At 71.0% G+C, this 25,263-nt stretch carries 24 protein-coding genes; 15 read left to right on the forward strand and 9 right to left on the reverse strand.

Features of this window, described 5'->3' with window-relative positions; genetic code table 11:
• Positions 1-224: 224 nt before the first annotated feature.
• From IOE58_RS11455 to IOE58_RS11475, 5 genes are all read left to right on the forward strand, one after another.
• A complete protein-coding gene (locus tag IOE58_RS11455; RefSeq protein ID WP_193866513.1) occupies positions 225-1,085 on the forward strand; it encodes a DUF7847 domain-containing protein in 861 nt (286 codons plus the stop codon).
• Positions 1,086-1,140: 55 nt separating this feature from the next.
• The gene (locus IOE58_RS11460) at positions 1,141-2,793 is read left to right on the forward strand and encodes a DNA repair helicase XPB (protein ID WP_193866514.1); all 1,653 of its coding nucleotides are present in this window, start codon (positions 1,141-1,143) and stop codon (positions 2,791-2,793) included.
• 140 nt (positions 2,794-2,933) lie between these two features.
• On the forward strand, positions 2,934-3,503 hold the full coding sequence (locus tag IOE58_RS11465; RefSeq protein ID WP_193866515.1) for a LapA family protein: 570 nt from the start codon (positions 2,934-2,936) through the stop codon (positions 3,501-3,503).
• Positions 3,504-3,592: 89 nt separating this feature from the next.
• Positions 3,593-4,306: a response regulator transcription factor gene (locus tag IOE58_RS11470; protein WP_193866516.1), complete on the forward strand. Its 714-nt coding sequence runs from the start codon at positions 3,593-3,595 to the stop codon at positions 4,304-4,306.
• A 3-nt stretch (positions 4,307-4,309) separates the two neighbouring features.
• Positions 4,310-5,887, forward strand: a complete 1,578-nt coding sequence (locus IOE58_RS11475; RefSeq protein WP_193866517.1) for a sensor histidine kinase — start codon at positions 4,310-4,312, stop codon at positions 5,885-5,887.
• A gap of 90 nt (positions 5,888-5,977) precedes the next feature.
• Here IOE58_RS11475 and IOE58_RS11480 read toward each other — a convergent pair whose 3' ends face one another.
• From IOE58_RS11480 to IOE58_RS11505, 6 genes are all read right to left on the reverse strand, one after another.
• Positions 5,978-6,538 (reverse strand): DUF4031 domain-containing protein, encoded by a 561-nt coding sequence (locus IOE58_RS11480; RefSeq protein ID WP_193866518.1) that lies wholly within the window; start codon positions 6,536-6,538, stop codon positions 5,978-5,980.
• Positions 6,535-7,902 (reverse strand): DUF418 domain-containing protein, encoded by a 1,368-nt coding sequence (locus IOE58_RS11485; RefSeq protein WP_259890546.1) that lies wholly within the window; start codon positions 7,900-7,902, stop codon positions 6,535-6,537. Before IOE58_RS11485 ends, IOE58_RS11480 begins: the two co-directional genes overlap by 4 nt.
• Before the next feature lie 331 nt (positions 7,903-8,233).
• Entirely contained in the window at positions 8,234-8,992 is a 759-nt protein-coding gene (locus IOE58_RS11490) for a hypothetical protein (protein ID WP_193866520.1), read from the reverse strand.
• Positions 8,989-9,882: an ABC transporter ATP-binding protein gene (locus IOE58_RS11495; RefSeq protein ID WP_193866521.1), complete on the reverse strand. Its 894-nt coding sequence runs from the start codon at positions 9,880-9,882 to the stop codon at positions 8,989-8,991. The genes IOE58_RS11490 and IOE58_RS11495 overlap by 4 nt, the downstream gene beginning before the upstream one ends.
• The gene (locus tag IOE58_RS11500) at positions 9,879-10,382 is read right to left on the reverse strand and encodes a GntR family transcriptional regulator (protein WP_193866522.1); all 504 of its coding nucleotides are present in this window, start codon (positions 10,380-10,382) and stop codon (positions 9,879-9,881) included. The genes IOE58_RS11495 and IOE58_RS11500 overlap by 4 nt, the downstream gene beginning before the upstream one ends.
• A gap of 163 nt (positions 10,383-10,545) precedes the next feature.
• The gene (locus IOE58_RS11505; protein ID WP_193866523.1) at positions 10,546-11,601 is read right to left on the reverse strand and encodes a ribonuclease HI family protein; all 1,056 of its coding nucleotides are present in this window, start codon (positions 11,599-11,601) and stop codon (positions 10,546-10,548) included.
• A 158-nt stretch (positions 11,602-11,759) separates the two neighbouring features.
• On the opposite strand from IOE58_RS11505, the gene IOE58_RS11510 reads away from it, so the two are divergent.
• Positions 11,760-12,761 carry a GNAT family N-acetyltransferase gene (locus IOE58_RS11510; RefSeq protein ID WP_259890547.1) on the forward strand — a complete coding sequence of 334 codons (1,002 nt, stop codon included), beginning with the start codon at positions 11,760-11,762 and terminating at the stop codon, positions 12,759-12,761.
• Here the strand turns inward: IOE58_RS11510 and IOE58_RS11515 are convergent.
• Complete coding sequence (locus IOE58_RS11515; RefSeq protein ID WP_259890549.1) at positions 12,745-13,161, reverse strand: zinc-binding dehydrogenase; 417 nt, start codon at positions 13,159-13,161, stop codon at positions 12,745-12,747. The genes IOE58_RS11510 and IOE58_RS11515 overlap by 17 nt on opposite strands.
• 49 nt (positions 13,162-13,210) lie before the next feature.
• Between IOE58_RS11515 and IOE58_RS11520 the strand changes: the two genes are divergently transcribed.
• Complete coding sequence (locus tag IOE58_RS11520) at positions 13,211-13,441, forward strand: hypothetical protein (protein WP_193866524.1); 231 nt, start codon at positions 13,211-13,213, stop codon at positions 13,439-13,441.
• Positions 13,434-13,862 carry a TA system VapC family ribonuclease toxin gene (locus IOE58_RS11525; RefSeq protein ID WP_193866525.1) on the forward strand — a complete coding sequence of 143 codons (429 nt, stop codon included), beginning with the start codon at positions 13,434-13,436 and terminating at the stop codon, positions 13,860-13,862. The genes IOE58_RS11520 and IOE58_RS11525 overlap by 8 nt, the downstream gene beginning before the upstream one ends.
• 14 nt (positions 13,863-13,876) lie before the next feature.
• On the opposite strand, the gene IOE58_RS11530 is transcribed toward IOE58_RS11525, so the two are convergent.
• Both IOE58_RS11530 and IOE58_RS11535 read right to left on the reverse strand, forming a co-directional pair.
• Positions 13,877-14,626 carry a class I SAM-dependent methyltransferase gene (locus IOE58_RS11530; RefSeq protein ID WP_193866526.1) on the reverse strand — a complete coding sequence of 250 codons (750 nt, stop codon included), beginning with the start codon at positions 14,624-14,626 and terminating at the stop codon, positions 13,877-13,879.
• Positions 14,627-14,769: 143 nt separating this feature from the next.
• On the reverse strand, positions 14,770-16,764 hold the full coding sequence (locus IOE58_RS11535; protein WP_193866527.1) for a sugar-binding domain-containing protein: 1,995 nt from the start codon (positions 16,762-16,764) through the stop codon (positions 14,770-14,772).
• 456 nt (positions 16,765-17,220) lie between these two features.
• Here IOE58_RS11535 and IOE58_RS11540 point away from each other — a divergent pair, with 456 nt between their 5' ends.
• The 7 genes from IOE58_RS11540 to IOE58_RS11570 all read left to right on the forward strand — a co-directional run bounded on the left by IOE58_RS11540 (position 17,221) and on the right by IOE58_RS11570 (position 25,217).
• The gene (locus tag IOE58_RS11540; protein ID WP_193866528.1) at positions 17,221-18,876 is read left to right on the forward strand and encodes a DEAD/DEAH box helicase; all 1,656 of its coding nucleotides are present in this window, start codon (positions 17,221-17,223) and stop codon (positions 18,874-18,876) included.
• Positions 18,877-18,960: 84 nt separating this feature from the next.
• Positions 18,961-19,983, forward strand: a complete 1,023-nt coding sequence (locus IOE58_RS11545; protein WP_193866529.1) for a cation diffusion facilitator family transporter — start codon at positions 18,961-18,963, stop codon at positions 19,981-19,983.
• Positions 19,984-20,028: 45 nt separating this feature from the next.
• Positions 20,029-21,060 (forward strand): LLM class flavin-dependent oxidoreductase, encoded by a 1,032-nt coding sequence (locus IOE58_RS11550; protein ID WP_193866530.1) that lies wholly within the window; start codon positions 20,029-20,031, stop codon positions 21,058-21,060.
• 95 nt (positions 21,061-21,155) lie between these two features.
• Entirely contained in the window at positions 21,156-21,995 is an 840-nt protein-coding gene (locus IOE58_RS11555; protein ID WP_193866531.1) for an SAM hydrolase/SAM-dependent halogenase family protein, read from the forward strand.
• Positions 21,996-22,048: 53 nt separating this feature from the next.
• The gene (locus IOE58_RS11560; RefSeq protein WP_228019858.1) at positions 22,049-22,600 is read left to right on the forward strand and encodes an ECF-type riboflavin transporter substrate-binding protein; all 552 of its coding nucleotides are present in this window, start codon (positions 22,049-22,051) and stop codon (positions 22,598-22,600) included.
• Positions 22,597-24,390 carry an ABC transporter ATP-binding protein gene (locus IOE58_RS11565; RefSeq protein ID WP_259890558.1) on the forward strand — a complete coding sequence of 598 codons (1,794 nt, stop codon included), beginning with the start codon at positions 22,597-22,599 and terminating at the stop codon, positions 24,388-24,390. The genes IOE58_RS11560 and IOE58_RS11565 overlap by 4 nt, the downstream gene beginning before the upstream one ends.
• Positions 24,387-25,217, forward strand: a complete 831-nt coding sequence (locus IOE58_RS11570) for an energy-coupling factor transporter transmembrane component T family protein (RefSeq protein ID WP_193866532.1) — start codon at positions 24,387-24,389, stop codon at positions 25,215-25,217. The genes IOE58_RS11565 and IOE58_RS11570 overlap by 4 nt, the downstream gene beginning before the upstream one ends.
• The last annotated feature ends 46 nt before the right edge of the window (positions 25,218-25,263 follow it).

Genomic DNA, 25,263 nt, shown 5'->3' on the forward strand with positions numbered 1-25,263 from the left:
TGCCCATTCTAGAGAGGAGGGGCGATTCCGCACGGGGTCGAGGGCAAGGACCGGCAACCCCGCACCGTCGGGCACGCGTGGAAGGGAGAAAAGGTCGACTTCAGCCATCCTCCTGATCGACCCTCGGTGGTGCCGGGCACCGACGAAGGGCCACTACCGTGATGGCGATCAGTCCACCGGGCCCGGCTCGCGCCTGGCCGCTGTCCTCCAGGAGATTCGTCGCGATGACTTCCCATGTGCCGTCGCCCTCCCCCGCGCCTCAGCCGCAGGCCTGGCCCGCGCAGACCGACCCCGCAGTCCAGCCCGACTCCCATGCCGACGCCTCGCACCCGCAGGCGACTGCGCACCCCGCACCGGCGGGGCAGGGCCCGGCCACTGTCGTGCCGCCGCCCGGAACGGATCTGGCCTCCGATCTGGGTGCCGCTCTGCGGTTCGCCGGCAACGCCCTGGTCCGCAACCCCGTGGCGTACCTGGTCTCCGGTCTTCTCTACACGGTCGTGCTGATCGTGCTGGGGATCGCCGCCGTCGTCGTGGCGGTGATCGTGCTGGCCGGGATGGTCTCGCCGTCCCCGGATCCCGAGCAGGTCCCGCTGCGGGAGCTGCTCGTGTTCTACGCGGTGTTGTTCGGGATGATGCTGCCGCTGATCCCGGTCGCACTGCTGTGGGAATCCGGTGCCGGGCGGGCCGCCGAGGTGGTCGTGGAGGGCGCTCGCCCCACCCTCGGGCAGGCCATGGTCGGTCCGATGCGGATCATCCTCACCGCCCTGCTGGTGGGCGTGATCACCCTGATCGGTTCACTGCTGTTCTACATCCCGGGCCTGATCGCCTCGGTGCTGCTGTTCTTCGCGATCCCGGCCTCCGCCCGCGGTGCCTCCCCCGTCGAGGCGATCAAGCAGAGCGTGGCGCTGGTGCGCGCGAACCTGGGCACGACGATCGTGGCGTGGCTTGTCCTGAGCGTGGTGGGCTCGGCGGCCGGCATGTTCGTGCTGCCGATCATCGTGACGATCCCGTTCTACGTGCTGTTCCAGCTAGGCATGTTCGAGCGCCTGCACGGCCGCGAACTGCCGGATCCCGCCCGGGCCTGAGCCCCCTCGCCCCGCATCCCGGCATCGGGCTCGTGCCGCGGCGTAGCCTGGCACGATGACCGACGGCCCCCTGATCGTCCAGAGCGACAAGTCCCTGCTGCTGGAGGTCGCCCATGAGCGGGCGGCCCAGGCGCGGGCCGCGATCGCGCCCTTCGCCGAACTGGAGCGTGCGCCCGAGCACGTGCACACCTACCGCATCACCGACCTGGGGCTGTGGAACGCCCGGGCCGCCGGGTACGACGCGGAGTCGGTGGTGGCGGCGCTGGTGGAGAACTCCCGCTACACAGTCCCCCACTCGCTGCTGATCGACGTGGCGGACACGATGGACCGCTACGGGCGCCTGCAGCTGCTCGCGGACCCGCAGCACTCCTTGGTGCTGCGCGCCCTGGACCGCGCCGTGCTCGAGGAGGTGCTGCGCTCCAAGCGGGTTCAGGGCATGCTCGGCGAGAGGCTGGATCCCGACCGGGTAGCGGTGCACCCGTCCCAGCGCGGTGCGCTGAAGCAGGCGCTGCTGAAGCTGGGCTGGCCGGCGGAGGACCTGGCCGGGTACGTCGACGGCGAGGCGCACCCGATCGCCCTGCGCGATGAGGACTGGGAGCTGCGCCCCTACCAGCTCGAGGCGATCGACGGGTTCCGCCACGGCGGCAGCGGCGTGGTGGTGCTGCCCTGCGGCGCCGGCAAGACCCTGGTGGGAGCCGGGGCGATGGCCGCCATGGAGCGCACCACCCTGATCCTGGTGACCTCCACGGTCTCGGCACGGCAGTGGCGCGATGAGCTGCTGCGCCGCACCAGCCTGACCGAGGAGGAGATCGGCGAGTACTCCGGAGCCACCAAGGAGATCCGGCCGATCACCATCGCCACCTACCAGGTGCTCACCACCAAGCGGAAGGGCGTCCACCCCCACCTGGAGCTGATGAGCGCCAGGGACTGGGGCCTGATCGTGTACGACGAAGTGCACCTGCTGCCCGCACCCGTGTTCCGGATGACCGCGGATCTGCAGGCCCGCAGGCGCCTGGGCCTGACTGCGACCCTGGTGCGGGAGGACGGCCGCGAGGGTGAGGTGTTCTCCCTGATCGGTCCGAAGCGGTACGACGCCCCGTGGAAGGACATCGAGGCGCAGGGGTACATCGCACCGGCGGACTGCACCGAGGTGCGGGTGGCGATGCCGGCCTCGGACCGGATGGCCTACGCCATGGCCGAGCCGGAGGACCGGGCCCGGCTGGGTGCGGCGCACCCGGCGAAGCTCCCGGTGGTGGAGGCGATCGCCCGGCGCCACCAGGGCGAGCCGCTGCTGGTGATCGGCCAGTACCTCGACCAGCTGGAGGAGATCGCCGAGCGACTGGACGCCGATCTGATCACCGGGCGGACCCCGGTCAAGCGGCGACAGGAGCTGTTCGACGCGTTCCGCGCCGGTCGGATCGACCGCCTGGTGGTCTCCAAGGTCGCGAACTTCTCGATCGACCTGCCGGAGGCATCCGTGGCGGTGCAGGTCAGCGGAGCGTTCGGCTCCCGCCAGGAGGAGGCGCAGCGGCTGGGCCGCCTGCTGCGCCCGAAGGCCGACGGCCGTTCCGCCCACTTCTACACGGTGGTGGTGCGAGACACCCAGGACCAGGACTTCGCCGCGAACCGGCAGCGCTTCCTGGCCGAGCAGGGCTACGCCTACCGCATCGTGGATGCGGAGGACCTCGCGGAGGCAGACGGGCCCTGAGGCCGTGACGCATCACCTCGCCCGACAGGTGAGGGAGCGCGGCTGTTCGATGGCGGCCGAGCCGGGTCCGGTGACTACAGTGGTGCCAGCACGCACCGCTTCGGCCGCGTGGCCGCCCGTTCTTCCCCGAGGAGCACCGCATGAGCACCGGATCCGACCCCCGCGGACGTGACCACCTGGACCGTCCGGTCACGCGCGGCCCCGAGAGCGACCGCGGCACGTACCCCGATGACCGCCCCCGGGACCTCGACCGCCGGGACGAGCCCCGTCGCAGCGAGGACCGGCCTCGCGACGAGCGCCAGGACGCCGACCGTCGTGATCTCGATCGTAGCGAGCTCAATCGTCGCGACGCGGACCGCGATCTCGACCGCGATCATCGCGAGGCGCCCACGGCCCGCGACCCGCACGATCCTGCTCTCGACGCGGAGCCGCGCAGCGGCGGCAAGACCGCGGCGGTGTGGCTCTCCCTGATCCTGGGCGCGATCGTGCTGATCCTGCTGCTGATCTTCGTGATCCAGAACAACGTCACCGCCACCTTCCAGTACTTCAACGCGGAGTTCGACCTGCCGCTGGGTGTGGCGATGCTGCTGGCTGCGATCGCCGGCGCGCTGGTGATGGCGCTGGTGGGATCGGTGAGGATGATCCAGATGGGCCTGACCATCCGCAAGCTGCGGCGCCAGCAGGAGAGGATCCAGCGCGCCGTGCGCTGACCCCGCGACCCCGGCCCTGGGCCGCTCCCCCGGCACCGCGTACAGTGAACGTCCAGCTGACTCCCAACTGATCGGAGGACGGTTGACCCATGACCACTGAGCACCAGGAGTACGAGGCCCGCCTCCTCGTCGTCGACGACGAGCCGAACATCCGTGACCTGCTGGCCACGTCGTTGCGCTTCGCGGGCTTCGAGGTGTTCACCGCCGCCACCGGCAACGAGGCGATCCAGGCCGCCACCGAGCACCAGCCGGATCTTGTGGTACTGGACGTGATGCTGCCGGACATGGACGGCTTCACCGTGACCCGGCGCCTGCGCGACCGCGGCGAGCAGTACCCGATCCTGTTCCTCACCGCTCGTGACGAGACCAAGGACAAGGTGGCCGGCCTGACCGTCGGCGGCGATGACTACGTCACCAAGCCGTTCAGCCTGGAGGAGGTCGTGGCCCGCATCCGCGCAGTGCTGCGACGCACCCACGGCGGAGCGGATCCGGCGGTGGAGAGCGCTCTGGTGGTCGGGGACCTGCGGCTGGACGAGGACTCCCACGAGGTGCACCGAGGCGATGTGGTGATCGACCTGTCCCCCACCGAGTTCAAGCTGCTGCGCTACCTGATGCTGAACGCCGGGAGGGTGGTCTCCAAGACCCAGATCCTGGACCACGTGTGGGACTACGACTGGTCGGGCGAGGTGGGGATCGTCGAGTCCTACATCTCCTACCTGCGCCGCAAGATCGACGTGGTGGGTGAGCCGATGATCCACACCAAGCGCGGCATCGGGTACGTGCTGCGTGCCGCCGAAGGCTGAGGTGTGGCGCTGCCCGCCCTGCGCCCCGAGCGTCCCGTGTCGCTGTGGACGCGGATCGTCGCGCTGATCTCCCTGCTGCTGGTGACCGGAACGGCGATCACCGGCAGTCTTTCGCTGTTCCTGCTGAACCGCACCCTGATCCAGTCGGTCGACAACGACCTGCGCGCCGGTATGAGCGAGATGCTCACCCTGGCCCAGCTGGAGCTGGCCGGGGATGACGACGCCGTCCAGAGCGCCGGGTACACGCCCGTGGAGTACGCGGTGGAGATCCGCGACCACAACGGCCGCTCCATCGAGAACGTGATCGTCCACCACGGCGACGGCGACGTGACGATCGACTTCCCCGATCTGACGGAGGAGGAGATCGTGCTCCGCGGCGGTCGTCCCTTCACGGTGGTCGACTCCAACGAGAACCGGTGGCGCGTGGCGGTGGTGCTCAGCACCGGCCCGGACATGGGCAGCATGTACGTGGCGCTTCCCCTGACGAGCGTGGACCGCACCATGCACGAGATGGCGCTGATCATCGTGCTGGTGGGCACCCTGGTGGTGCTGGTGGGAATGGGCCTGGGTGGGTACATGACCCATCGCTCCCTGGAGCCGCTGCAGGACGTCGAGGCCACCGCCTCGCAGATCGCGGCGGGCAACCTCTCGCGGCGCGTCCCGGTCAGCGACACCAGCCTCGAGGTGCACGCACTGGCACTGTCGGTCAACGAGATGCTGGTGCACATCGAGCAGTCCTTCGCCACCCGCTCCGAGTCGGAGGAGCGGGCAACCCGCTCCGAGGCGAAGATGCGCCGCTTCGTGGGCGATGCCTCCCATGAGCTGCGCACCCCACTGGCCGCCATCCGCGGTTTCGGCGAGCTGTACCGGATGGGTGCCCTGCGCACCGACGAGGACGTCGCCCAGGCCATGCGCCGCATCGAGGACGAGGCCCGCCGCATGGGCTCCCTGGTGGAGAGCCTGCTGCGTCTGGCCAGGCTCGACGAGAAGCCGGATCTGGACGTGGCCCCGGTGGATCTGGCCGATGCCCTGTTCGACGCCGCTCAGGACCTGCGGGCATTGGATCCCCGGCGCCGTGTCATGGTGACCTCCCTGTCGGGGACGCCGATGACGATGCATCCCCACGTGCCCATCGGGGTGCTGGGGCACGAGAGCTCCCTGCGTCAGGTGATCCTGAACCTGGTGGGCAACGCGAACCGGCACACCCCCAAGGGCTCCCCGGTGGAGCTGGCAGTGGGGCCGACGGAGCACGGCACCACGCTGATCGAGGTGCGCGATCACGGTCCCGGCATCTCCGAGGAGCAGCGGGAGAAGGTGTTCGAGCGCTTCTACCGCACGGACGAGTCGCGGTCCCGCTCGGCCACGCAGGGCGGCGGCGCGGGCCTGGGCCTGTCGATCGCCGCGACCATCGTCGAGCAGCATCAGGGGCGGATCGGGGTGCGGGAGACGCCCGGCGGAGGCAGCACGTTCTGGGTCGAGCTGCCCAGCGCTCAGGTGGACTCCGAGCACCATGCGCAGCCGGACCAGGTGCGCGCGCTCACCCTGCCCACCAGCCCCAGCGTTCCGTCCCCGAACACCTGAGCGCCCGCTCCAGGCGAGATACCGGTCGAGCTGGCGCGATGCCCCTGACAGCCGGGCACGATGCCCTGACAGACCGGTGCGAGGAACCCGTCAGTCCGCAGCGACGCCCGCAGCCACGTCCATCGCTTGGCCGACGAACCCGGTCTCTCCGCATGCTCGCGCGGCCGCGTCGGCCCGGCGCAGGAACTCCTCTGCGGCGGCCCGACCGGTCTCGTCCCGGGCCTCGATGCGCGGCGCTGCGGCGGGGTCGTCGCGGGTGAGGCGGTAGGCACCGGGCTCGTCGGGCAGCGGGTCCACATGGCCCACCAGACCCACGATCAGGTCCCGCGGTGCCGGATCGAGTCCCAGCTGGGCGGCGTGCTCGGCGGTGCGCCGGGCCCGGGCGGCCGGGCGGTCCACCAGGGGGATGCGCAGCCCGGAGGCGATGAGGATGCGGGTGAGCTCGCGGCCGTTGACGAACACCGCCCCGGCCCGTTCCAGGTCGCGGTGAGCGGAGGCGGGCCAGTCGTAGTGGTCCAGGTCGAAGGCACGCGGGTGCAGGCCCGCCCGGTCGGCCGCCCGGTGCAGCTCCTCCAGTGAGGTGTCGGAGATGAGGTGGCCCCACAGGGTGCTGTGCCTGCCCCACAGCGGGGTGTCGGCGTAGACCGTCATGTGCGGCTCCCGAGGGCCGAGTGTGCGGATCCGGCGATCGAAGGGCCCACGCTCGCAGCATCCGCGCTGCCCGGGTCGGACCCGCGGGGGGAGGTGGATCCGGCCAGGCGTCGCAGCACGAACTCCAGGGGGCCGCGCCTGCCCGCGCGTCGCAGCCAGGAGGCGAGCACGATCATCACCAGCCAGCCGGCCAGCACGATCACCGCTGACCAGGCCGAGCCGATGCGTGCTCCGAGGTCCAGCGTGTAGGGCGGGTACAGGGCCAGGAAGATGACGGACTGCAGGACGTACGCGGTCAGGGCCGTCGCTCCGAGCGCTTCCACGGCGTGCACAGCGACGGCGACCGGATTGCGACGGGACGGCTCGGGGCTGCTCTCGCCGGCGTGGCCACGCACGGCATCAGCGGGGCCGCGCACAGCATCGGCGGGGCCGCGCACAGCATCGGCGGGGTCGCGTACAGCATCGGCGGGGCCGCGCACGGCATCGGCGACGAGGGCGGCTCCCGTGGCCGCACCGAGCGCGCCGGCCACTCCGGTGAGCTGGTGCAGCACACCGAGGATGCCGAGGCCCACCTCCGAGGCGAACCACGCGTGGTGGGGGTCTGCCACCAGCACCGCGGTCAGTGGCACTGCGCCGGCCAGCCCCACGGCGATGCCCCCTGCGGTGATGGGCCGCAGCAGGTCCCGGTTGGGCGTGACCTGTTCGAGCAGGTGGATCCGAGCGGCGATGGCGCCGATGGCCATCGGCCCCAGCAGGCCGAGGTCCATCACCAGCGCGGTGCCGACGCCATAGAGCATGTCCCCGGCCCGGATCTCGAGGCCTTCGATGTACGTGGCCGCACTCGCATCGGGGTATCCGTCGGCCGGGATCAAGCCGTAGGTGGCATCGGCCCAGCCCCAGGGGGCCAGCAGCGGCACCGTGAGGAGCACGGCCAACGGCAGCAGCCAGCGGCTGCGACGGCTGACCAGCACGGCGCACAGCATCCCGATGATCGCGTAGGAGGCGAGGATGTCCCCGCTGAACAGCAGGATCCCGTGGGCGAGGCCCAGGGCCAGCAGCACCAGGTGGCGGCGCAGCATCCGGACCAGGAAGGTGCGGGAGCGCTCCCCGCGCGCCAGTGAGCGGCGGTGGAGCACTCCGATGCCGTACCCGAACAGCAGGGCGAACAGGGGGAACCCGCGGTTGTCGACGGTGAGCGCGGCGATCACGTCGACGATGCGGTCGGCGACGGTGGCGTCGGCCTGCTTGAGCAGCACCGTCCACTGCGTCCCGTGAAGCCAGCCGACGGTGTTGGCCATGGCGATGCCCAGCAGGGCCAGGCCACGCGCCAGGTCCGGGCCGCCTGCCCGCTGAGTGAGCGGCACGGAGGCCGCGGGACCGGTCGGACCCCGCGCGGCCGAGGGCCTGGGTGCGGGTTGCCCCGTGGCGGCCCCGCGCATCGACGACGAGGTCACCCGGCCGCGCCGTCCCCGTGCGGCCGGGCGCCCGGAGGCGGGGCCGACTGCGGGGGTGGTCATGGCGGTCATCGTCCCACAGGGTCACTGCTGGGCCAGCGAGGCGGGGATGCGAGTGCACGCAGGCGAGGGCGTGCTCGAGCGGAGGCGAACGGTTGCTTCACGGCGTTGACGCGGCTGTTCGGCTCCATTCGCGGTACGCCATCCGACCATGGGGCGGACTCGCGCGGGGTGGATCCGGTCAGGCGTGACGGATCCAGCTGCGTCGCCGCCACAGGAGCACCAGCACCGCGCTGCCGAGGGCCAGGGCCACGGTGATCAGCTGAGCTGTGCTGCTGGTCTGCGCGAAGGAGGTCATGTCCCCTCCGGACGGACTGTTCTCGAAGGGGAGCCGGACCAGCCACCACACTCCGATCAACAGCATGCACTCCATGATGGAGACCCCGATGAAGAGGGCGATCGCGCGTGCCCCTGCCGGGCCGCGCCCGGGGCGGTTCGCCTCGCCACCCAGAAGGGCATGGACCCACATGATCGCCGCAACCCACAGGCCGATGTCCACCAGATGATCCTGGAGGGTGAGAGCTGCGGGTCCGGGCGAAGAGGCGAAGCTGCTCCAGTGAAGGTCGTCAGGCCCGTAATCGCGAGCCAGGATGCTCCACGCGGCACCGGCCATGAGCAGCACCTGACACCACAGCACCATGAGGAATCGTGTCCGTACCGCATCGGCGCGGGAGATGCCGAGGGAGGCGCGCAGCAGGCGCTCGTCGTCGTGGCGCCGGCCCACGAGGTCGCAGGGCGCCCGTGCGGCCAGCAGGATCAGGACGAAGCCCACGTGGATCTCGGCGAACCAGCTCAGCTGGATGACGACCACGGCGAGGATCCCGTAGAGGCCCAGGAGGTCGTAGTGGTGCTTGTGCTCGAGGGCGAAGGCACGGCGCAGTGGCCCGGTGGGGCGTTCGCGGCGGGCGGCGGGGGTGATGGCGGTGTCGAGGGGGTTCATCGGGCTGCCTCCCGGAGGGTGAAGGTGAGGACGTCCTGGATGGTGGCCCTGCGCAGGCAGGCGTTGCCGGGCAGGAACACGGCGTCCTCCGTGGCGACGAGCGCATCGAGCACGTCGCCCGTGCGCCGGTGCCCTCGGAGGAGGCGCATCGGCGGCAGGGGGTCGATGGGGATGGTGGCCACGAGGTGCTGATCGGCGAGGTCGAGCAAGGGCCCCTCCAGCAGCACCTTCCCCTCGTGCAGCAGCACCACGTGGTCCACGAACCGTTCGAGGCTGCCCAGCTCGTGGGTGGACAGCAGGATGGCGCGATCCTCCCCCTCGGCCTGGTGCCTGCGCAGTTCGTCCAGGACGTCCTCCCGGGCGAGGGGATCCAACCGGGCGAAGGGCTCATCGAGCAGCAGCAGGGAGGGTGCGGCACCGAGCACGACGGAGAGCACGAGGCGGGTGCGCTGCCCTGCGGAGAGCTTCTTGATCGCCGTGCCTGGATCGATGCCGGCGCGGCGCAGCCGGCGGCCGATACCGGCGGCATCAACCCGGTGCTCCATCTTTCGCAGAATGCGCACCATGTCGTCGGCCGACCAGTGGTCCGGCTGGAAGGGCTGATCGGGAACCACGCCCACCCCGGCAGGCAGGGCGTCCTCCGGCCCCCCGATCGGGTCGCCGAGCACTGTCACGGACCCGGCGCTGGGGCGGATCGCCCCGGACAGGGTGCGCAGCAGCGTGGTCTTGCCGGCGCCGTTGCTGCCCACCAGTGCGGTGACCTGTCCGGACGGCACCGTGACGTCGATGCCGCGCAGCACGTGGTGGGGCGCCCCGCCGAAGCGGCGCTGGGAGGGCAGGTGCACCGAGAGGTCCTGCACGGCGATGGCGGGGGCGAGGTCGGTGATCATGGGGTCTCCTGGTCCGTTGCACGGGGGTCTTGGCGGGCCGTGGGGCCGGAGGTCGCTGCATGGCCGGCTGTGCCTGTGGGACCGGAAGTGGCTGCGGGGCCGGCGGCGGCGCGGTGGTCCATCCCGGCGTCGGAGTGGAGGCGCTCGTCGAGCATGGTGTGCAGGTCCTGTGCGTCGATCCCGGTGATCCGGGCAGTGCGGACCGCGTCGTCCAAGGCCTCTCGGATCCTGGCCAGGGCTCGGCCCTGCAGGGCACCGGTGGGGTGGTCGCGCACAAACACGCCCCGCCCCTGTTGGGGGACCACCAGACCGTCGCTCACCAGCTCGTTGTAGGCGCGGGTGGTGGTGATGACGCTGACGCGCAAATCCCGGGCCAGTGCACGGATCGACGGCAGAGGCTCACCGGGCTCGAGGTCACCGGCGACGATCGCCTCAGCGATACCGACCCGGATCTGCTCGTAGATCGGTTCGGAGGCGGAGGGGTCGATATGGATGTGCATCCTGCCCCCCGGATCATCGGTGAACCTACTGTCTATGGACAGCATAGACAGTAGGGGGATGCGGGCGTCAAGGTCCTTGTTCGCGGCAGGCGGGCTCGAGGGGTGCTCAGTTGGCGGAATGGCCCGCCCTCACCGCCAACTGTGCACCCCTCGGCAGGAAAGCTCAGCGGTTCTCGTCGACCGGGGTTCCCTGGTGGTGGCGCAGCAGCCAGCGATCGCCCTCCCGCAGCCAGATCGAGCTGCGCTCCGCACTGCCCTGCGGGCCGGTGGTGCGGTAGCGCAGCAGCACCACGCCGGGGGCGAGCTCATCGGCCACGAAGTCCGAGGACTCCACGCCCTGCAGGGGTGCGAGGGCGGCGAGGATGTCGTCGCGGTCGTACGTGCGGCCGCTCGCCCCGATCTCCGCGAAGGAGGGGTGCAGCAGCTCGGCGGCGCTGGGCGGGTCCGAGCGCACCATGTCGGTGAGCAGGGCCTGCTCGCGGGTGGTGACCTGCTCGAAGGCGGTGGCGTCGGGATCCACAGCGGTGATGGAGGCGGGGCCCGGGCCCCCGGAGATGTCCTCGAAGAGGCTGAAGAGGTCATCGTCGTCGGCCGGAGCCACCGGGGTGGGGCGAGCCCTGCGCGCGGAACCGGCAGAGCCATCGCGACCGGAACGCTCAGGGGATGCGGAGGCCTCGGGAGCGACAGCTGGGCGTGCGGAACCGGCAGGGCTTTCCGGGGCCGCGGATCCCGCAGCGGTGGCCGACGGCGGTGCTCCGCGGTAGCCGGGCCCGATCTGCGGGTCCTGGTTCCTCGAGTAGGCGGTGGCGGCGGCGTTGGCGCGCTTGTCGGCGGCCTCGTTCATGGCGTGGCCGGAATGGCCCTTGACCCATTCGAACTCGACGCTGCGGCCGGCGAGCGCACGGTCGATCGCCTGCAGCAGCTCGACGTTCATCACTGGCTTGCCGTCCTTCTTGCGCCACCCCTTGCGCTTCCAGCCCGGCATCCACTTCGTGACTGAGTTGATGACGTACTGGCTGTCGCACAGGATGACCAGGTGCTGATCGGCGTCCTCCGCGGTGGACTCCAGCAGGTCCAGCACGGCCTTCAGCTCCCCCATGTTGTTGGTGCCATGGGGCCAGCCGCCCGCCCGCCACGTGTCCTCGTCGATGTACCAGGCCCAGCCGGCCGGGCCGGGGTTGCCGAGGGCGGAGCCGTCGGCCGCAGCGGTGATCGTCATGGTGGCCATGGTTCCACAGGCAGACAGCCTCGCTGCGACGCGCAGTCGCCCCGGGGCGCGGGCGCCCCGACGGATCGATCTGGCATCGGATCCGGATCGATCGTGCGGCATCGGATCCGGATCGATCGTGCGGCATCGGATCCGCGTACCATCCTGGGGTGAGCACCTCTTCCCCCCTGACCTGGACCTCGCTGCGCCCGGAGGATGCCGGGGCGCTCGCCGCGCTGGCGAACCGGATCCACATCCATGACGGCGACGAGCAGGTGGCCGACGAGCCCAGCATGCGTGAATGGCTCACGATGCCGGGGCTGGATCTGCAGGCCGACACCGTCGCCGTGCGTGATGGTGACGAGCTCGTGGCGTACGGCGCCGTGAGCGTCTCCATCAGCACCGACCGTGATGGGCGCGTGCGCACGGGGGTCAGCGGCGGGGTCGCCCCCGAGCATCGCCGGGGCGGCATCGGCACCCGGATCCTGGAGCTCACAGAACGGCGGGGCGCCCAGCTCGCGACCGAGCGCCATCCCGGTCGCCCTGCGCACTTCCGCGCCTTCGGGGGCATCGATGCCCCGGCCGGCCAGGACCCGTACAGCCCAGGGGGCCGACGGGACGCCCGTGCCCTCCTGGAGCGGCGCGGGTACCGACGGGCCCGCTCGTGGTCCGAGATGGCCTTCGACCTCACCGGGACCCCGCTGCCCGAGGTCGAGGTCGACGGGGTCGAGATCATCGCACCGGGCCCGCAGCACCGGGAGCCGACGCGACTGGCGCATGTCGCGGCCTTCGCCGACCACTGGGGCTCCACCGCCCCGTCGTTCGAGCAGTGGGCGGTCTGGTGGAGTGCCCACACGGCGCGGACGGCGCAGTCCGCGGTGGCGGTGGATCCGGAAGGCACCGTGCTGGGGTACGCGGTGGCCTCGGAGCACAAGCCCTCGGTGCTGCACCTGGTCCTGGTGGGGACCCGGCCGGAGGCGCGCGGGCGGGGCATCGCCCGCGCGGTGATCGCCCGTTCCCTGCGGGCCGCTGCCGATGCCGGCTACCAGCGGGCCGAACTGGAGGTGGACTCCGAGTCGCTCACCGGGGCGGGCCGGCTCTACGAGTCGCTCGGCTTCACGGTGCACCAGGTCTCGGCGACCTACGAGAAGCCGATCACCCCGCCCGAGTGAACCGCGCGCCTCTCACCAGGCGCGCCACCGTCATCCCGGCCGCGGTGGGCGGAGATCCCATCGCCACCATCGCGCTCGGCAGGTCTGCAATCCCGATCACCCGGCCCACGGTGCGGCTCAGGTCCAAGGTGCCGCGAGCGATCTCAGCGAGCATCTCGGCGTACTCGGTGGCGGCCAGCCCGTGGCTGCCCCGGATCTGCAGCTCCTGCGCGATCACCCGGCCCATGGGCAGCGACGGCTCGGCATCCTCCCCCAGCAGCAGTCCCACCTGCACATGGCGGCCCCGGGGACGCAGCGACTCGATCCCGGCCCGGGCGGTGGCCGCCGATCCCAGGGCGTCGAGCGCCACCTGCACGCCGCCGTCCGTGAGGTCACGGATCCGTTCGGCGACATCGTGCACGGCCGATCACCCGATGCGTGATGCGTGATGCCCTTCTATGCTGGTGCTCATGCGAACCACTCTCGACCTCGACGACCGCCTGCTGGCGGCGGCCCGTGCCCGCGCTCGACGCGACGGCACGTCTCTCGGTGCAGCGGTCTCCAAGCTCGGGCTCTCCGGGCTGGATGCGGAACGTCGTGAGGCTCCCGCCCCGGTGATGGCGGGCATTGTCATGCTCCCTGTCGACCCCCAGCACACGATCACCACCGCCGATGTCGACGACGCCCTCGATGATGACTGAGGCGCTCGATCTCCCGGACGTGAATGTCCTCGTCGCGCTGGTTCACCCTGGGCACACGCATCATGAGCAGGCAGTGGAGTGGCTCCGGGGGACCACGGGGTTCGCCACCACCCCGATCACCGAATCCGGACTTCTGCGACTGGCGATGAACCCACGGATCACGGGCACCCAGCTCACCGGCTCCGTGGCACTCCGTTCATTGTCGAGCATCCGGAGACATCCCGATTGGCAGTTCCTCCGCGACGACTCGTCCCTGCTCGAACCGAATGTGGATCTCGTAGGACTCGTGGGGCACCGCCAGGTCACCGATGTGCACCTGGTCAATCTGGCGGCGCGCCACGGCGCCGTCGTGGTGACCTTCGACCGGGGGATCGGCGTCACTCTCTCGGCCCGCGACCAGCGGCACCTCCGAGTGCTCTGAGCCGCGCACGGGGTTCAGGCGCGGCGGTACACGGAGACGTGGCTGCGCGACTCGGCGGTGAACTCGGCGCGGTCGAACCCGGCGTACCGGTGCTCGAACTCGAACCCGGCCAGCTGCGCCATCAGGTCCAGTTCAGCAGGCCACACGTAGCGATGCGGGGTGCGGGCGAGCTGGGCCTCGCGACTGCCGTCCACCTGCGGATCGAAGCGGACATGGTGGGAGACGACGAGCTGGGCGAGGGTGTCGTAGGTGTCGACCAGCAGGTACCCGGATTCGGAGACCTCCACGGTGCCGCCGTGGCCGGGGGCCAGCGAACGCAGCTGGGGCACCCACAGCTCGACCACGAAACGCCCGCCAGGGGCGAGGTGCCGGGCGGCGTTGCGGAAGCACTCCACCTGCTGCTCCTGGGTGAGCAGGTTGGAGATGGTATTGAACACCAGGTAGGCGAGAGTGAATCCCTCCCCCGCCGTCGCGGTGGTCATGTCACCCTGGACGACGGGGATGGTGGCGGCGTCGACCTTCTCCCGCAGCCGGTCGATCATGGCCTCGGACAGCTCGATGCCTGCCACCTCGACGCCTGCCTCCCGCAGCGGGATCGCGACCCGCCCGGTGCCGATCGCGAGCTCGAGGGCGCGCCCGCCAGCGGCGAGCTCGGACAGCAGTGCCACCGTCGGCTCCAGCACCTCGGCGGCGAACATGCCCTCACCGGGAGTGTCGTAGGTCGCGGCGGCATGTTCGTCCCAGAGGCGCGATTGATCGATCATGCCTCCATCCTGGCCTCGGCGGCTCGATCGGTCACGGGTTTTTGCGGGCAGCCGACGTGCGCGACCGGGACCGCACGGCGGCGGGAACGGGGCCGGCCCCGTCGGAGACCGGCTCCCCACGCCGGGCCCGGGCTCGCGCTCGGTCAGTCCTCCTCGTAGGCGGCGCGGTTCTCCTGGACCGCCCGCAGGCGGGCCAGGTCCAGCTTGCGGCCGCGTTCGAAGTCCACGATGCCGTTCTTCTCCTGGAACACGTCGGTCATCTGCGTGTAGCAGTAGCCGAACATCAGCGGATCCTCGAGCAGCACCCGGGTGAGGCCCTCGAAGCGCTCATACAGCTCCTCCTCCGAGCGCACCCGCTCCCCGTAGCCCCAGGACACGGCCTGATCGTTGCCGGTGCGGTCACCGGCGGCGGCCTCGGCGGCACGCCGGGCCTCCTCCTCGTTCCACCAGATGCCTCCGTCCTCGGAGACGAAGTAGGGCTGGCCGGCGTAGGCCAGGGAGAAGGCTCCATCGGCGAACGGCATGTCGTCGGGGGCCAGCTCGCGCCGGTTGACGAAGGGGGTGCCGTCGGCCAGACCCGCCTGCTCGGCACGGAACGCCTCGACGTCCTGCTCGTAGGAGTGGGAGTCGTAGACGTCGGCCCCACGCACCCGGTGCGAGTAGCCGGAGGCGTCCAGCACCGGACGGGAGGGATCGGCCAGCTTGGTGGCGTCGTACATCGCCTGGGTGACGTCATCGAGCTGGGTGAGGCGATCGTGCAGCACCTGGTGGGTCTCGTTCAGGGGGCACCAGCCGATGATCGAGGGGTGGTTGATGTCGCGGGCCACGGCCTGCACCCATTCAGCGACGAAGGAGGCGGTGGGCTGCTGGTTGTCACCCATCGGGCCCTTGCCCGAGGCGCCCCAGTCGCCGAACTCGCCCCAGGTGAGGTAGCCGTGCAGGTCCGCCCAGAACAGCATCCGCTGCTCGAACACCTTCTGGTGCAGGCGGGCGCCGTTGAACCCTGCCTCGTAGGCCAGGCGGATGTCGGTGGTCATCGCCTCGTCGGAGGGGGAGGTCATGAAGGTGTGCTCCCAGTACCCCTGGTCCAGTACCAGGCGCTGGAACACCTTCTGGCCGTTGATGCGGAACTCGTGACCGTTCAATGAGGTGGAGCGCAGGCCAGCGTAGGACCGCGCCTCGTCCAGCACGGCGCCCTCGGCATCCCGCAGGCGCACCGCCAGGGCGTACAGCTCGGGCTCCCCCGGGCCCCACACCCGCACGTGCTCGGCGGGGATCACCAGCTCCAGATGCGGAGCAAGGTCGAGGTCGGCACGCACCTCGGCGCGGGCCACCTCCTGGCCACCAGGGGCGCTCGCGACCACCTCGAGGCGGGTGCCGGGTGTGGAGCGGGACAGCGACGCGTCGATGGAGAAGGAACCGGAGGCGAGCGAGGGGATGATGCGCAGGGAGCGGATCTCGTCGGCCGGCACGCCCTCGAGCCACACCGTCTGCCAGATGCCGGTGGTGCGGTGGTAGCTGGCGTGGGTGGCGTGGAACCAGGTGGACTGCTTGCCGCGGGCCTGGGCCACGTCGTGCGGGTCGCGGGCCCGCACCACGATGGTCAGCTCGGAGCCTGCGCCCACACCCTCCAGGGTGGAGAGGTCGGCGCTGAAGGGGGTGAAGCCGCCGCGGTGGCGGGCCACCTCGGTGCCGTTGACCCACACGGTGGCCTCGTGGTCCACAGCCTCGAAGCGCAGGATCGGGCGCAGGCCCTCCCAGTCGGCCGGAACGGTGACGGTGCGGCGATACCACACGGCCTCCAGGAAGTCCCTGTTCCCGATGCCGGAGGCCGTGGTCTCCGGAGCGAAGGGCACCAGGATCCGGGAGTCCAGCTCGCGGTCCAGCAGGCCCCGCTCACGGCCGGAGTCGCCCTGGTCGATCTCGAACTGCCAGCTGCCGTTGAGGCTCAGCCAGGTGGGGCGGTGGAACTGGGGGCGTGGATGCTCGGGTCGGGGCAGTTCGCCGGCCGCGTCGCCGGGACGGGCGGCCGACGGCGGCCCGTCGAGGGGCCCGGCCAGCTCCTCGGCGCGGGCGAACAGCGCGGAGAGCTTCGCGGGCAGGGCGGCCGGATCGGGTGCGGTGTCGGTGGCGCGCACGGGGGACTCCTCGGGGTCGGCGCTGATCGGGGATGTGTCCAGTCAAGCGCAGTTGATGCCCGACCTCGAGACCATCTGCCATGTTCTGTGCCAGTGATCAGGAATTCCTGGTTGGGAATCCCACCGTTCGCCCCAGCCCCAAGCAGGGCGGTGGCCAATGCGGGCCTGGGAGGCGGGCAGTGATCGCGTTCGCGCGCTGAGCACGCGTCTGGGTCACATTCCAGGGCCCGGATCACGCTCGTACGGCCTCGAGGGCGTACGGTGGGCGGTGACGGTCGCCGTCGAATCTCGCCGCGACGACCTGCCGCGGAGACCCATCCCGATCCCCGTGATCGGTGACGTGCCCGAAGGACGGGCCCTGTCTCCGCCGGCCGCGCAGCATTCCGCACACCGGGACCTCCGGTGACTGCGACGCACGCGCCCCGGCGAACCCACTCTTGATGAACGGATCCCTCTGTGCTTTCCTCTGATTTCGCGCGCCTCGGCGTGCCCTCCGTGCTGAGCGACGCGCTCGCGCCCCTCGGCATCACCTCCCCCACCCCCATCCAGGCAGCCACCCTGCCTGACTCCCTCGCCGGCCGGGACGTGCTGGGCCGCGGCCGCACCGGCTCCGGCAAGACCTACGCCTTCCTGCTGCCCCTGGTGGCGCGCCTGCAGGAGAGCGCCCGCAAGCGCAGCCCGCGCAAGCCGCGCTCCCTGGTGCTGGCCCCCACCCGCGAGCTGGCCGCCCAGATCGCCGAGTCCCTCGCCCCGCTGGCGAAGGCCACCGGGCTGCGCACCGCCACCGTGTTCGGCGGTGTCGGCCAGAAGCCCCAGGTGGACGCGCTCGAGCGCGGGCTCGACGTGCTGATCGCGTGCCCCGGCCGCCTGCTGGACCTGATGGGCCAGGGCCACGCCGACCTCTCCGCCATCGAGATCACGGTGCTGGACGAGGCCGACCACATGGCCGACATGGGCTTCCTGCCGATGGTGCGCCGCATCATGGACAAGACCCCCTCCAAGGGCCAGCGCATGCTGTTCTCCGCCACCCTGGACGCCGGAGTGGGCACGTTGGTCAAGCAGTACCTGCACTCCCCCGTCACCCATGAGGCCGATCCGGCCACCGCCACGGTCACGAAGATGGAGCACCACGTGCTCGAGGTGAGCGCGGACGACCGCTTCGATGTGCTGCTGGACCTGGCCTCCGCACCCGGCCGCACCATCCTGTTCACACGCACCAAGTACGGGGCGAAGAAGCTGACCAAGAAGCTGGTGCAGAGCGGCGTGGACGCCGTGGAGCTGCACGGCAACCTCTCCCAGGGCGCACGCACCCGCAACCTGGAGGCCTTCGGGTCCGGCGGGGCCACCACCCTGGTCTCCACCGACATCGCCGCCCGCGGGATCCACGTGGACGAGGTGTCCCTGGTGGTGCACGCCGATCCGCCCGTGGAGCACAAGGCATACCTGCACCGCTCGGGCCGCACCGCCCGCGCGGGCGAGGCGGGCACCGTGATCACGGTGCAGACGCCGGACCAGCGCGGTGATGTGAGCTCCCTGATGCGGGCCGCGAAGATCCGCCCCCAGGTGCACTCCGCAGTGCGCGCCGGCGCCGAGGTGCTACAGCGCCTCGCGCCCGGGGAGCGCGTACTGGGCGAGGTGCCCGATCGCACTCCGGTGCAGGAGCCCGGCGAGCGTGGCGGCGCGGTTCGTGGCACCGGTGGCGGTCGACGCTCCGGCGCAGGCCGCGGCAACGGTGGCCGTGGAGTCAACGGCGGCAATGCCGGTGGCGGTCAGGGTCGGCGTCGCTCCGGCGGCGGTTCGGCTCGTCCCGACGCAGAGGCCGGCGGGTCCGGATCCGGGCGCTCCGGCGGCGGTTCGGCTCGTCCCGACGCAGAGGCCGGCGGGTCCGGATCCGGGCGCTCCGGCGGCGGTCGCCCCGGTGACCGTGCGGGTCGTTCCGGCGCCGGCCGCTCCGGCGGTGCCGGGCGCTCCGGTGATGGCCGCTCGGGCTCGGGGCGCTCCGGTGATGGCCGCTCGGGCTCGGGGCGCTCCGGCGGTACCGCGTACTCGACATCCTCCCCGGGCGCCGGCGGTGGCCTGGCCGCGTTCTCCTCCGGTCGACGCTCGCGCTGATCCGATCATGAGCGAGGACGGGGCGCATCCTGCTCCGACCCGGTAGCGTTCCACCGCGCGCACAGTTCACGAGCGGAGAGACCCGTGCAGACCGATCCGAACCCCACCGGCCCCGGCGACGCTCCGGAGGCGCAGCCGCGCCGCCCGGACGCCCCCTCGTCGTCGGCCGTCGATCTCACGCGCTTCGCCTGGCTGTCGATCGCGGCGGCTGTGGCCACGATCGCCCTGAAGACGGGCGCCTGGGCGATGACCGGCTCGGTGGGCCTGCTCTCCGACGCCGCGGAGTCCACCGTGAACCTGGTGGCCGCGGTAGTGGCGCTGATCGCGCTGAAGGTCGCGGCCCGCCCGGCCACCGAGCGCTTCCTGTACGGCCGCGCCAAGGCCGAGTACTTCTCGGCCGCGGTGGAGGGCGCGATGATCTTCGTGGCCGCCGCGGTCATCCTGGTCACCGCCGTGGAGCGGTTCGTGAACCCGCAGCCCCTGGAGAACGTGGGCTGGGGCCTGGCGATCTCGGTGATCGCCTCGATCATCAACGGTGCGGTGGCCTTCGTGCTGATCAGGGCCGGGCGGCGCTACCGCTCCATCACCCTGCGGGCGGACGGCCGCCACCTGCTGACCGACGTGTGGACCTCGGTGGGAGTGATCATCGGGGTGGGCCTGGTGGCGCTGACGGGCTGGGAGCGGCTGGACGCCGTGGTGGCCTTCGCGGTGGGCGTGAACATCATCGTCACCGGGATCTCCCTGATGCACGAGTCCGTCTCCGGCCTGCTGGACAAGGCGCTCTCGGACGAGGATCACGAGGTCATCACCGAGATCCTGCGCCGCCGCACCGACGGCACGGTCACCTTCCACGGCCTGCAGACCCGCGAGGCCGGGCAGCAGAAGTTCATGAACGTGCACGTGCTGGTGCCCGACGAGTGGACCGTCAAGCACGGCCACGACTACATCGAGGACCTGGAGCGGGAGCTCATGGGCCGCCTGCCGGAGCTCACGGTGCTCACCCACCTCGAGCCGATCTCCGATCCCACCAGCTACGAGGACATCCCCGCGGCGCACGTGCGGATCCACGACGACGACCACGATCCGACCCGACCCCCACAGCTCTAGGCTCAGCCACCCGGCGCGCCCAGCCGCTATGGCTAAGCTCCTGGCATGACTTCCTCTGCCAACGGATCCACACCCCACGTCCCCCTGTCGATCCTGGACCTGGTGCCCATCTCGGAGGGCCAGTCCACCCGGGAGGCGATCGCCGCCTCGATGGAGGGCGCCCAGGCCGCCGACAGGCTCGGCTACGAGCGCTACTGGTTCGCCGAGCACCACAACACCGACGCCCTGGCCTCCAGCGCCACCAGCCTGCTGATCGACCGGGCCGCCTCACTCACGCAGCGGATCCGAGTGGGATCAGGGGGCATCATGCTGCCCAACCACTCGCCCCTGGCGGTGATCGAGCAGTTCGGCACCCTGGTGCAGTTCCACGGGGACCACATCGACCTGGGTCTGGGCCGCGCGCCGGGCACCGATCAGCTCACCGCACAGCTGCTGGCCCGCACCTCGGCGGAGCCGCATGCCTTCATCGCCGCGGTGGAGCAGATGCGGGACTGGTCTCGCAACGAGCCCACCGGTGGTCTGCCCATCAGCGCGTCGGTGGCCAAGGGCACCGAGGTGCCGATGTGGATCCTGGGCTCCACCGCCAACGGGGCCCGGCTGGCCGCCCAGCTGGGGATGCCGTTCTCGGTGGCCTCCCACTTCGCCCCGTTCCAGTACCTGCATGCGCTGGAGGTGTACCGCGACAACTTCGATGCCGATGCCCCCTCCGCCCAGATCTCCGCACCGCGCACCATGGTGGGGGTGAACCTGGTGGTGGCCGAGTCCGACGAGGAGGCGCAGCGACAGTTCACCACGCTGCAGCAGATGTTCCTGGGCGTGGTCACCGGGCAGCGGCAGAAGATCCAACCGCCGCGCCCGATCGGGGAGGTGGCCCCGGAGCATCTGATCTCCCAGGTGGACCAGACCCTCTCCATCCGGGCCGTGGGCTCGCCCGCCACCGTGGTCGATCAGCTCGAGCAGATCGTGACCACCACCGGGGCCGACGAGCTGATCCTCACCGCCTACCACTTCGATCCGGCAGACCGACTGCGCGGCCTGGAGCTGCTGGCCGAGGCCTGGGGGCTCACTGCGGTCTGAGACTCCGGCCCTGCAACGGCACCGCCGCCTGAGCTGCCCGTTCATCTGGCGATATGAACGGGCGTCACCTGCCGCGATGTGGGGATAATGCTCGGGTGCACCCCCTCGTCCTGCAATCCGACTTCGGCCTCGACGACGGTGCGGTCAGCGCCATGTACGGCGTGGCCGTCGCTGTCGACCCGGGTCTTCGCATCCACGACCTCACCCACAACATCCCTCCCTACGACATCTGGGAGGGCTCCTACCGGCTGGCCCAGGTGATCTCCTACTGGCCGGCAGGAACGGTGTTCGTCTCCGTCGTCGATCCCGGCGTGGGCTCGGACCGCCTGAGCGTGGTGGCCCGCACCCGCAGCGGCCACCTCGTGGTCACGCCCGACAACGGCACCCTCACCCATCTGCACAGCATCTTCGGCATCACCGAGCTGCGCCTGATCGACGAGACGGTGAACCGCCGGGCGGGCTCCGAGGAGTCCTACACCTTCCACGGTCGCGACATCTACGCCTACACCGGGGCCCGCCTCGCTTCCGGAGCGATCACCTACGAGCAGGTGGGGCCCGCGGTGCCGCTCGAGGAACTGGTCTCCCTGCCCCTGGTGGAGCCTCGGGCCGATGGCGGCGGTGTCCACGGCACCATCGACACCCTCGATGTGCGGTACGGGTCCCTGTGGACGTCCATCCCCCGGGAGCTGTTCCGGGAGCTCGGCATCGGCCACGGTGGTCGGGTCACGGTGCGGGTGAGCCATTACGACGCCGTGGTGCACGCCGCACAGATGACCTACGCCCGCAGCTTCGCGGACGTGGAGGTGGGAGAGTCGCTGCTGTACGTGAACTCCCTGGACCGGATGGCGGTGGCCATCAATCGTGGTCACTACGCGCGAGCCTTCTCCCTGGGCACCGGCACTTCCTGGAAGGTGAGGCTCGAGCCGGCCCCCTGATCCCGATCCTCTCCCCGCCCCCTCGACCAGCCCCGTCCCCAGCAGAGGTAGCCATGTCCGCTCCCATTCCCCGTCGTCCAGGTCGTCGCCATCGGCATCGGCGCCGCCCTGTTCTTCGTCCTCGGCCGCTTCGTGGCCATCCCCCCCCGATCCCCAACACCTCCATCTCCATCCAGTACGCGATCCTCGCGGTGCTGGCCGTGCTCTACGGCCCCTGGGTCGGACTGTTGGTCGGACTGATCGGCCACCTGCTGATCGACGTCACCGGCTACGGCATCTGGTTCAGCTGGGAGCTGGCCTCCGGCGTGTTCGGCCTGGTGGTCGCGCTCCTGTTGCTGCGCCACCGGATCCACGACGGCGAGTTCTCCGCCGCGACCGCCCTGCGCTTCGTGGCGGCGGTGGCGGTGGCCCACGCGGCGGCCTGGCTGCTGATCGCACCGCTGGGCGATGTGCTGATCTACTCCGAGCCCGCCGGGAAGGTGTGGGCCCAGGGCGCAGTGGCATTCGCCGCCAACACCATCACCACCGCGGTGCTGGGCACCCTGATCCTCGCTGTCTACGCCCGCACCCGCACCAGGACCGGGTCCCTCACGGTCGAGTCGTGACCACCGCCGACCCGGCACTGCCGGTGGATCGGCCCACCGACCCGATCATCGAACTGCGCGGGTACTGCTTCCAGTACCGCGCGCAGTCCGAACCCACCCTGCACCACATCGACCTGGAGATCAGGCGTGGCGAGAAGGTGGCGATCATCGGGGCGTCCGGGTCGGGCAAGTCGACCCTGCTCTCGGTGCTCAACGGTCTGATCCCCCACCATCACCGCGGGACCGCCACCGGCACCGTCCGGGTGTGCGGCAACGATCCGGGCGCCGTGCCGCTGGTGGAGACCTCGCGGCACGTCGGCACCGTCCTGCAGGACACCTCCGGCCAGTTCGTGGGCCTGACGGTGGGTGAGGACATCGCCTTCAGCCTGGAGAACCAGCAGGTCCCCCACGGGCAGATGCCCGACCGGGTGCGGAAGGCCGCATCGATCGCCCAGATCGAGGACCGTCTGACCGCCTCCCCCCACGAGCTCTCCGGCGGGCAGAAGCAGCGCGTGGCGATGGCCGGGGTGCTGGTGGACGACGTCGAGGTGCTGCTGTTCGACGAGCCCTTGGCCAACCTGGACCCGGCGGCGGGTCGTTCGGCGGTGGAGCTGATCGACCGGCTGCACCGCGACCACGGCCGCACCGTGGTGATCGTCGAGCACCGGCTGGAGGACGTGCTGCACCGCCCGGTGGACCGCATCGTGCTGATGGCCCACGGCCGCATCGTGGCCGATGCGCCCCCGGACGAGGTGCTGGTCTCCGGCCTGCTGGAGCAGCACGGGATCCGCCCGCCCCTGCACCTGGCCGCGCTGCGCCTGGCCGGGGCTCCCGCTCGAGCCGAGCAGCGCCCGTCGGACCTGGGCGCGATGCAGCTGGACGAGCGGCAGGTCGCGGCGGTGCGGCAATGGGTGGCCGCGGTCGGGACACCACCGGTGGGCCCCGCGGCGGGCCGCCCCGCCGCACTGGAGCTCGACGGCGTGGGCTGCGTGCTGCCCCGCCCGGGGGATGCGCTCGGCACCCGCGCACTGGAGGGTGTGAGCGCGCGCGTGCGCAGCGGCGAGATGATCGGGGTGCTGGGCTCCAACGGTGCCGGCAAGTCCACCCTGGCCCGCGTGATCTGCGGATTCGAGAAGGCCACGGAAGGTGTGGTGCGCATCGGATCGGTCGATGCGGCCCGTTGGAGCATCGCCGAGCGCGGTGCACAGGTCGGCTTCGTGCTGCAGGAGCCGGGCCAGATGATCTCCCGGCCCCTGATCACCGAGGAGATCGAACTGGGCATGCGGGCCCGGGGCCTGGACGAGCAGGAGATCGCCGCGCGCACCGCGCGGGTGCTGGAGGTGTGCGGTCTGCGGCCGTTCCGCTCCTGGCCCGTCTCCGCCCTCAGCCACGGCCAGAAGAAGCGGGTCACGATCGCCTCGATCCTGGCCCTTGACCCGCAGGTGCTGATCCTGGACGAGCCGACGGCCGGGCAGGACTACGCGCACTACAGCGAGTTCATGGACTTCCTGACCCGCATCAACGAGCTGGGCACCACGGTCGTGCTGATCACCCACGACATGCACCTGGCACTGGAGTACACCGACAGGGTGCTGGTGATGAGCGGAGGCCGCCTGCTGGCGGATACCGATCCGGCCGCCGCCCTGACCGACGAGGAGCTCACCGCGAACGCCGACCTGGTGACCACGGGACTGTTCACCCTCGCCCAGCGCTGCGGGATCGGGGACCCGGTGCGGCTGGTGCACCGCTTCGTGCAGGCAGATCGGGAGCAGCGCGCAGGACTGGTGCCCGGGCAGGGAGCGGCGCGATGAGCGCGCCGCTGCTGGGGTACGTGCCCCGCCGGGGCTGGCTGCACACGCTGACCGGGGTGTCCAAGCTGGTGCTGGTGATCGCGCTGGTGGTGGGGGCGATGATCAGCTTCGATGCCCGCTACCTGCTGGGGCTGTCCGTGCTGTCGATGGTGCTGTGGGGCGTCTCCCGGGTGCGGCTGCGCGACCTCGCAGTGGTGCTGTGGCTGATCGCGATCTTCATGGTCCTGAACAACCTGCTGATCTTCCTGTTCGCCCCCGATTACGGGCCGCAGCTGTTCGACTCCCGCACCCTGCTGCTGGACGGCCCGTGGCGGTGGGACCTGACCGCTGAGCAGCTGTTCTACCAGCTGGTCGTCACACTGAAGTATTTCGCGGTGCTGCCAGGGGTGCTGCTGTTCATCACCACCACGCGGCCACCGGAGTTCGCCTCTTCTCTGAGTCGCATCGGGGTGCCCTACCGAGCTGCCTATGCGGTCTCCCTGGCCCTGCGGTACATCCCTGATGTGCAGCGGGACTTCCGCACCATCTCCCAGGCGCAGCAGGCGCGAGGTCTGGAGGTGACCCGTCGCGTAGGGCTGGGAACGCGGATCCGCAATCTGACCTCGACGCTCATGCCGCTGCTGCTGGGGGCCTTCGACCGGATCGAGTCGGTGGCCGCAGCCATGGAGCTGCGCGGCTTCGGTCGCGGCAGGGGGCGCACCTGGTACGACCAGCGACCGCTCCGCACGCGCGATGTGCTGGTGATGATCGGGTCGCTGCTGGTGCTCACAGCCTCGATCGCCCTGGTGGTGCTGGGCAACGGCCGCTGGTGGAACCCGTTCGGGTGATCCCGGGCAGGTGACGGACTCCCAGCGAAGGCACTGACAACTCGGA

The organism is Brachybacterium epidermidis (genome assembly GCF_015209585.1).
Classification (GTDB): domain Bacteria; phylum Actinomycetota; class Actinomycetes; order Actinomycetales; family Dermabacteraceae; genus Brachybacterium; species Brachybacterium epidermidis.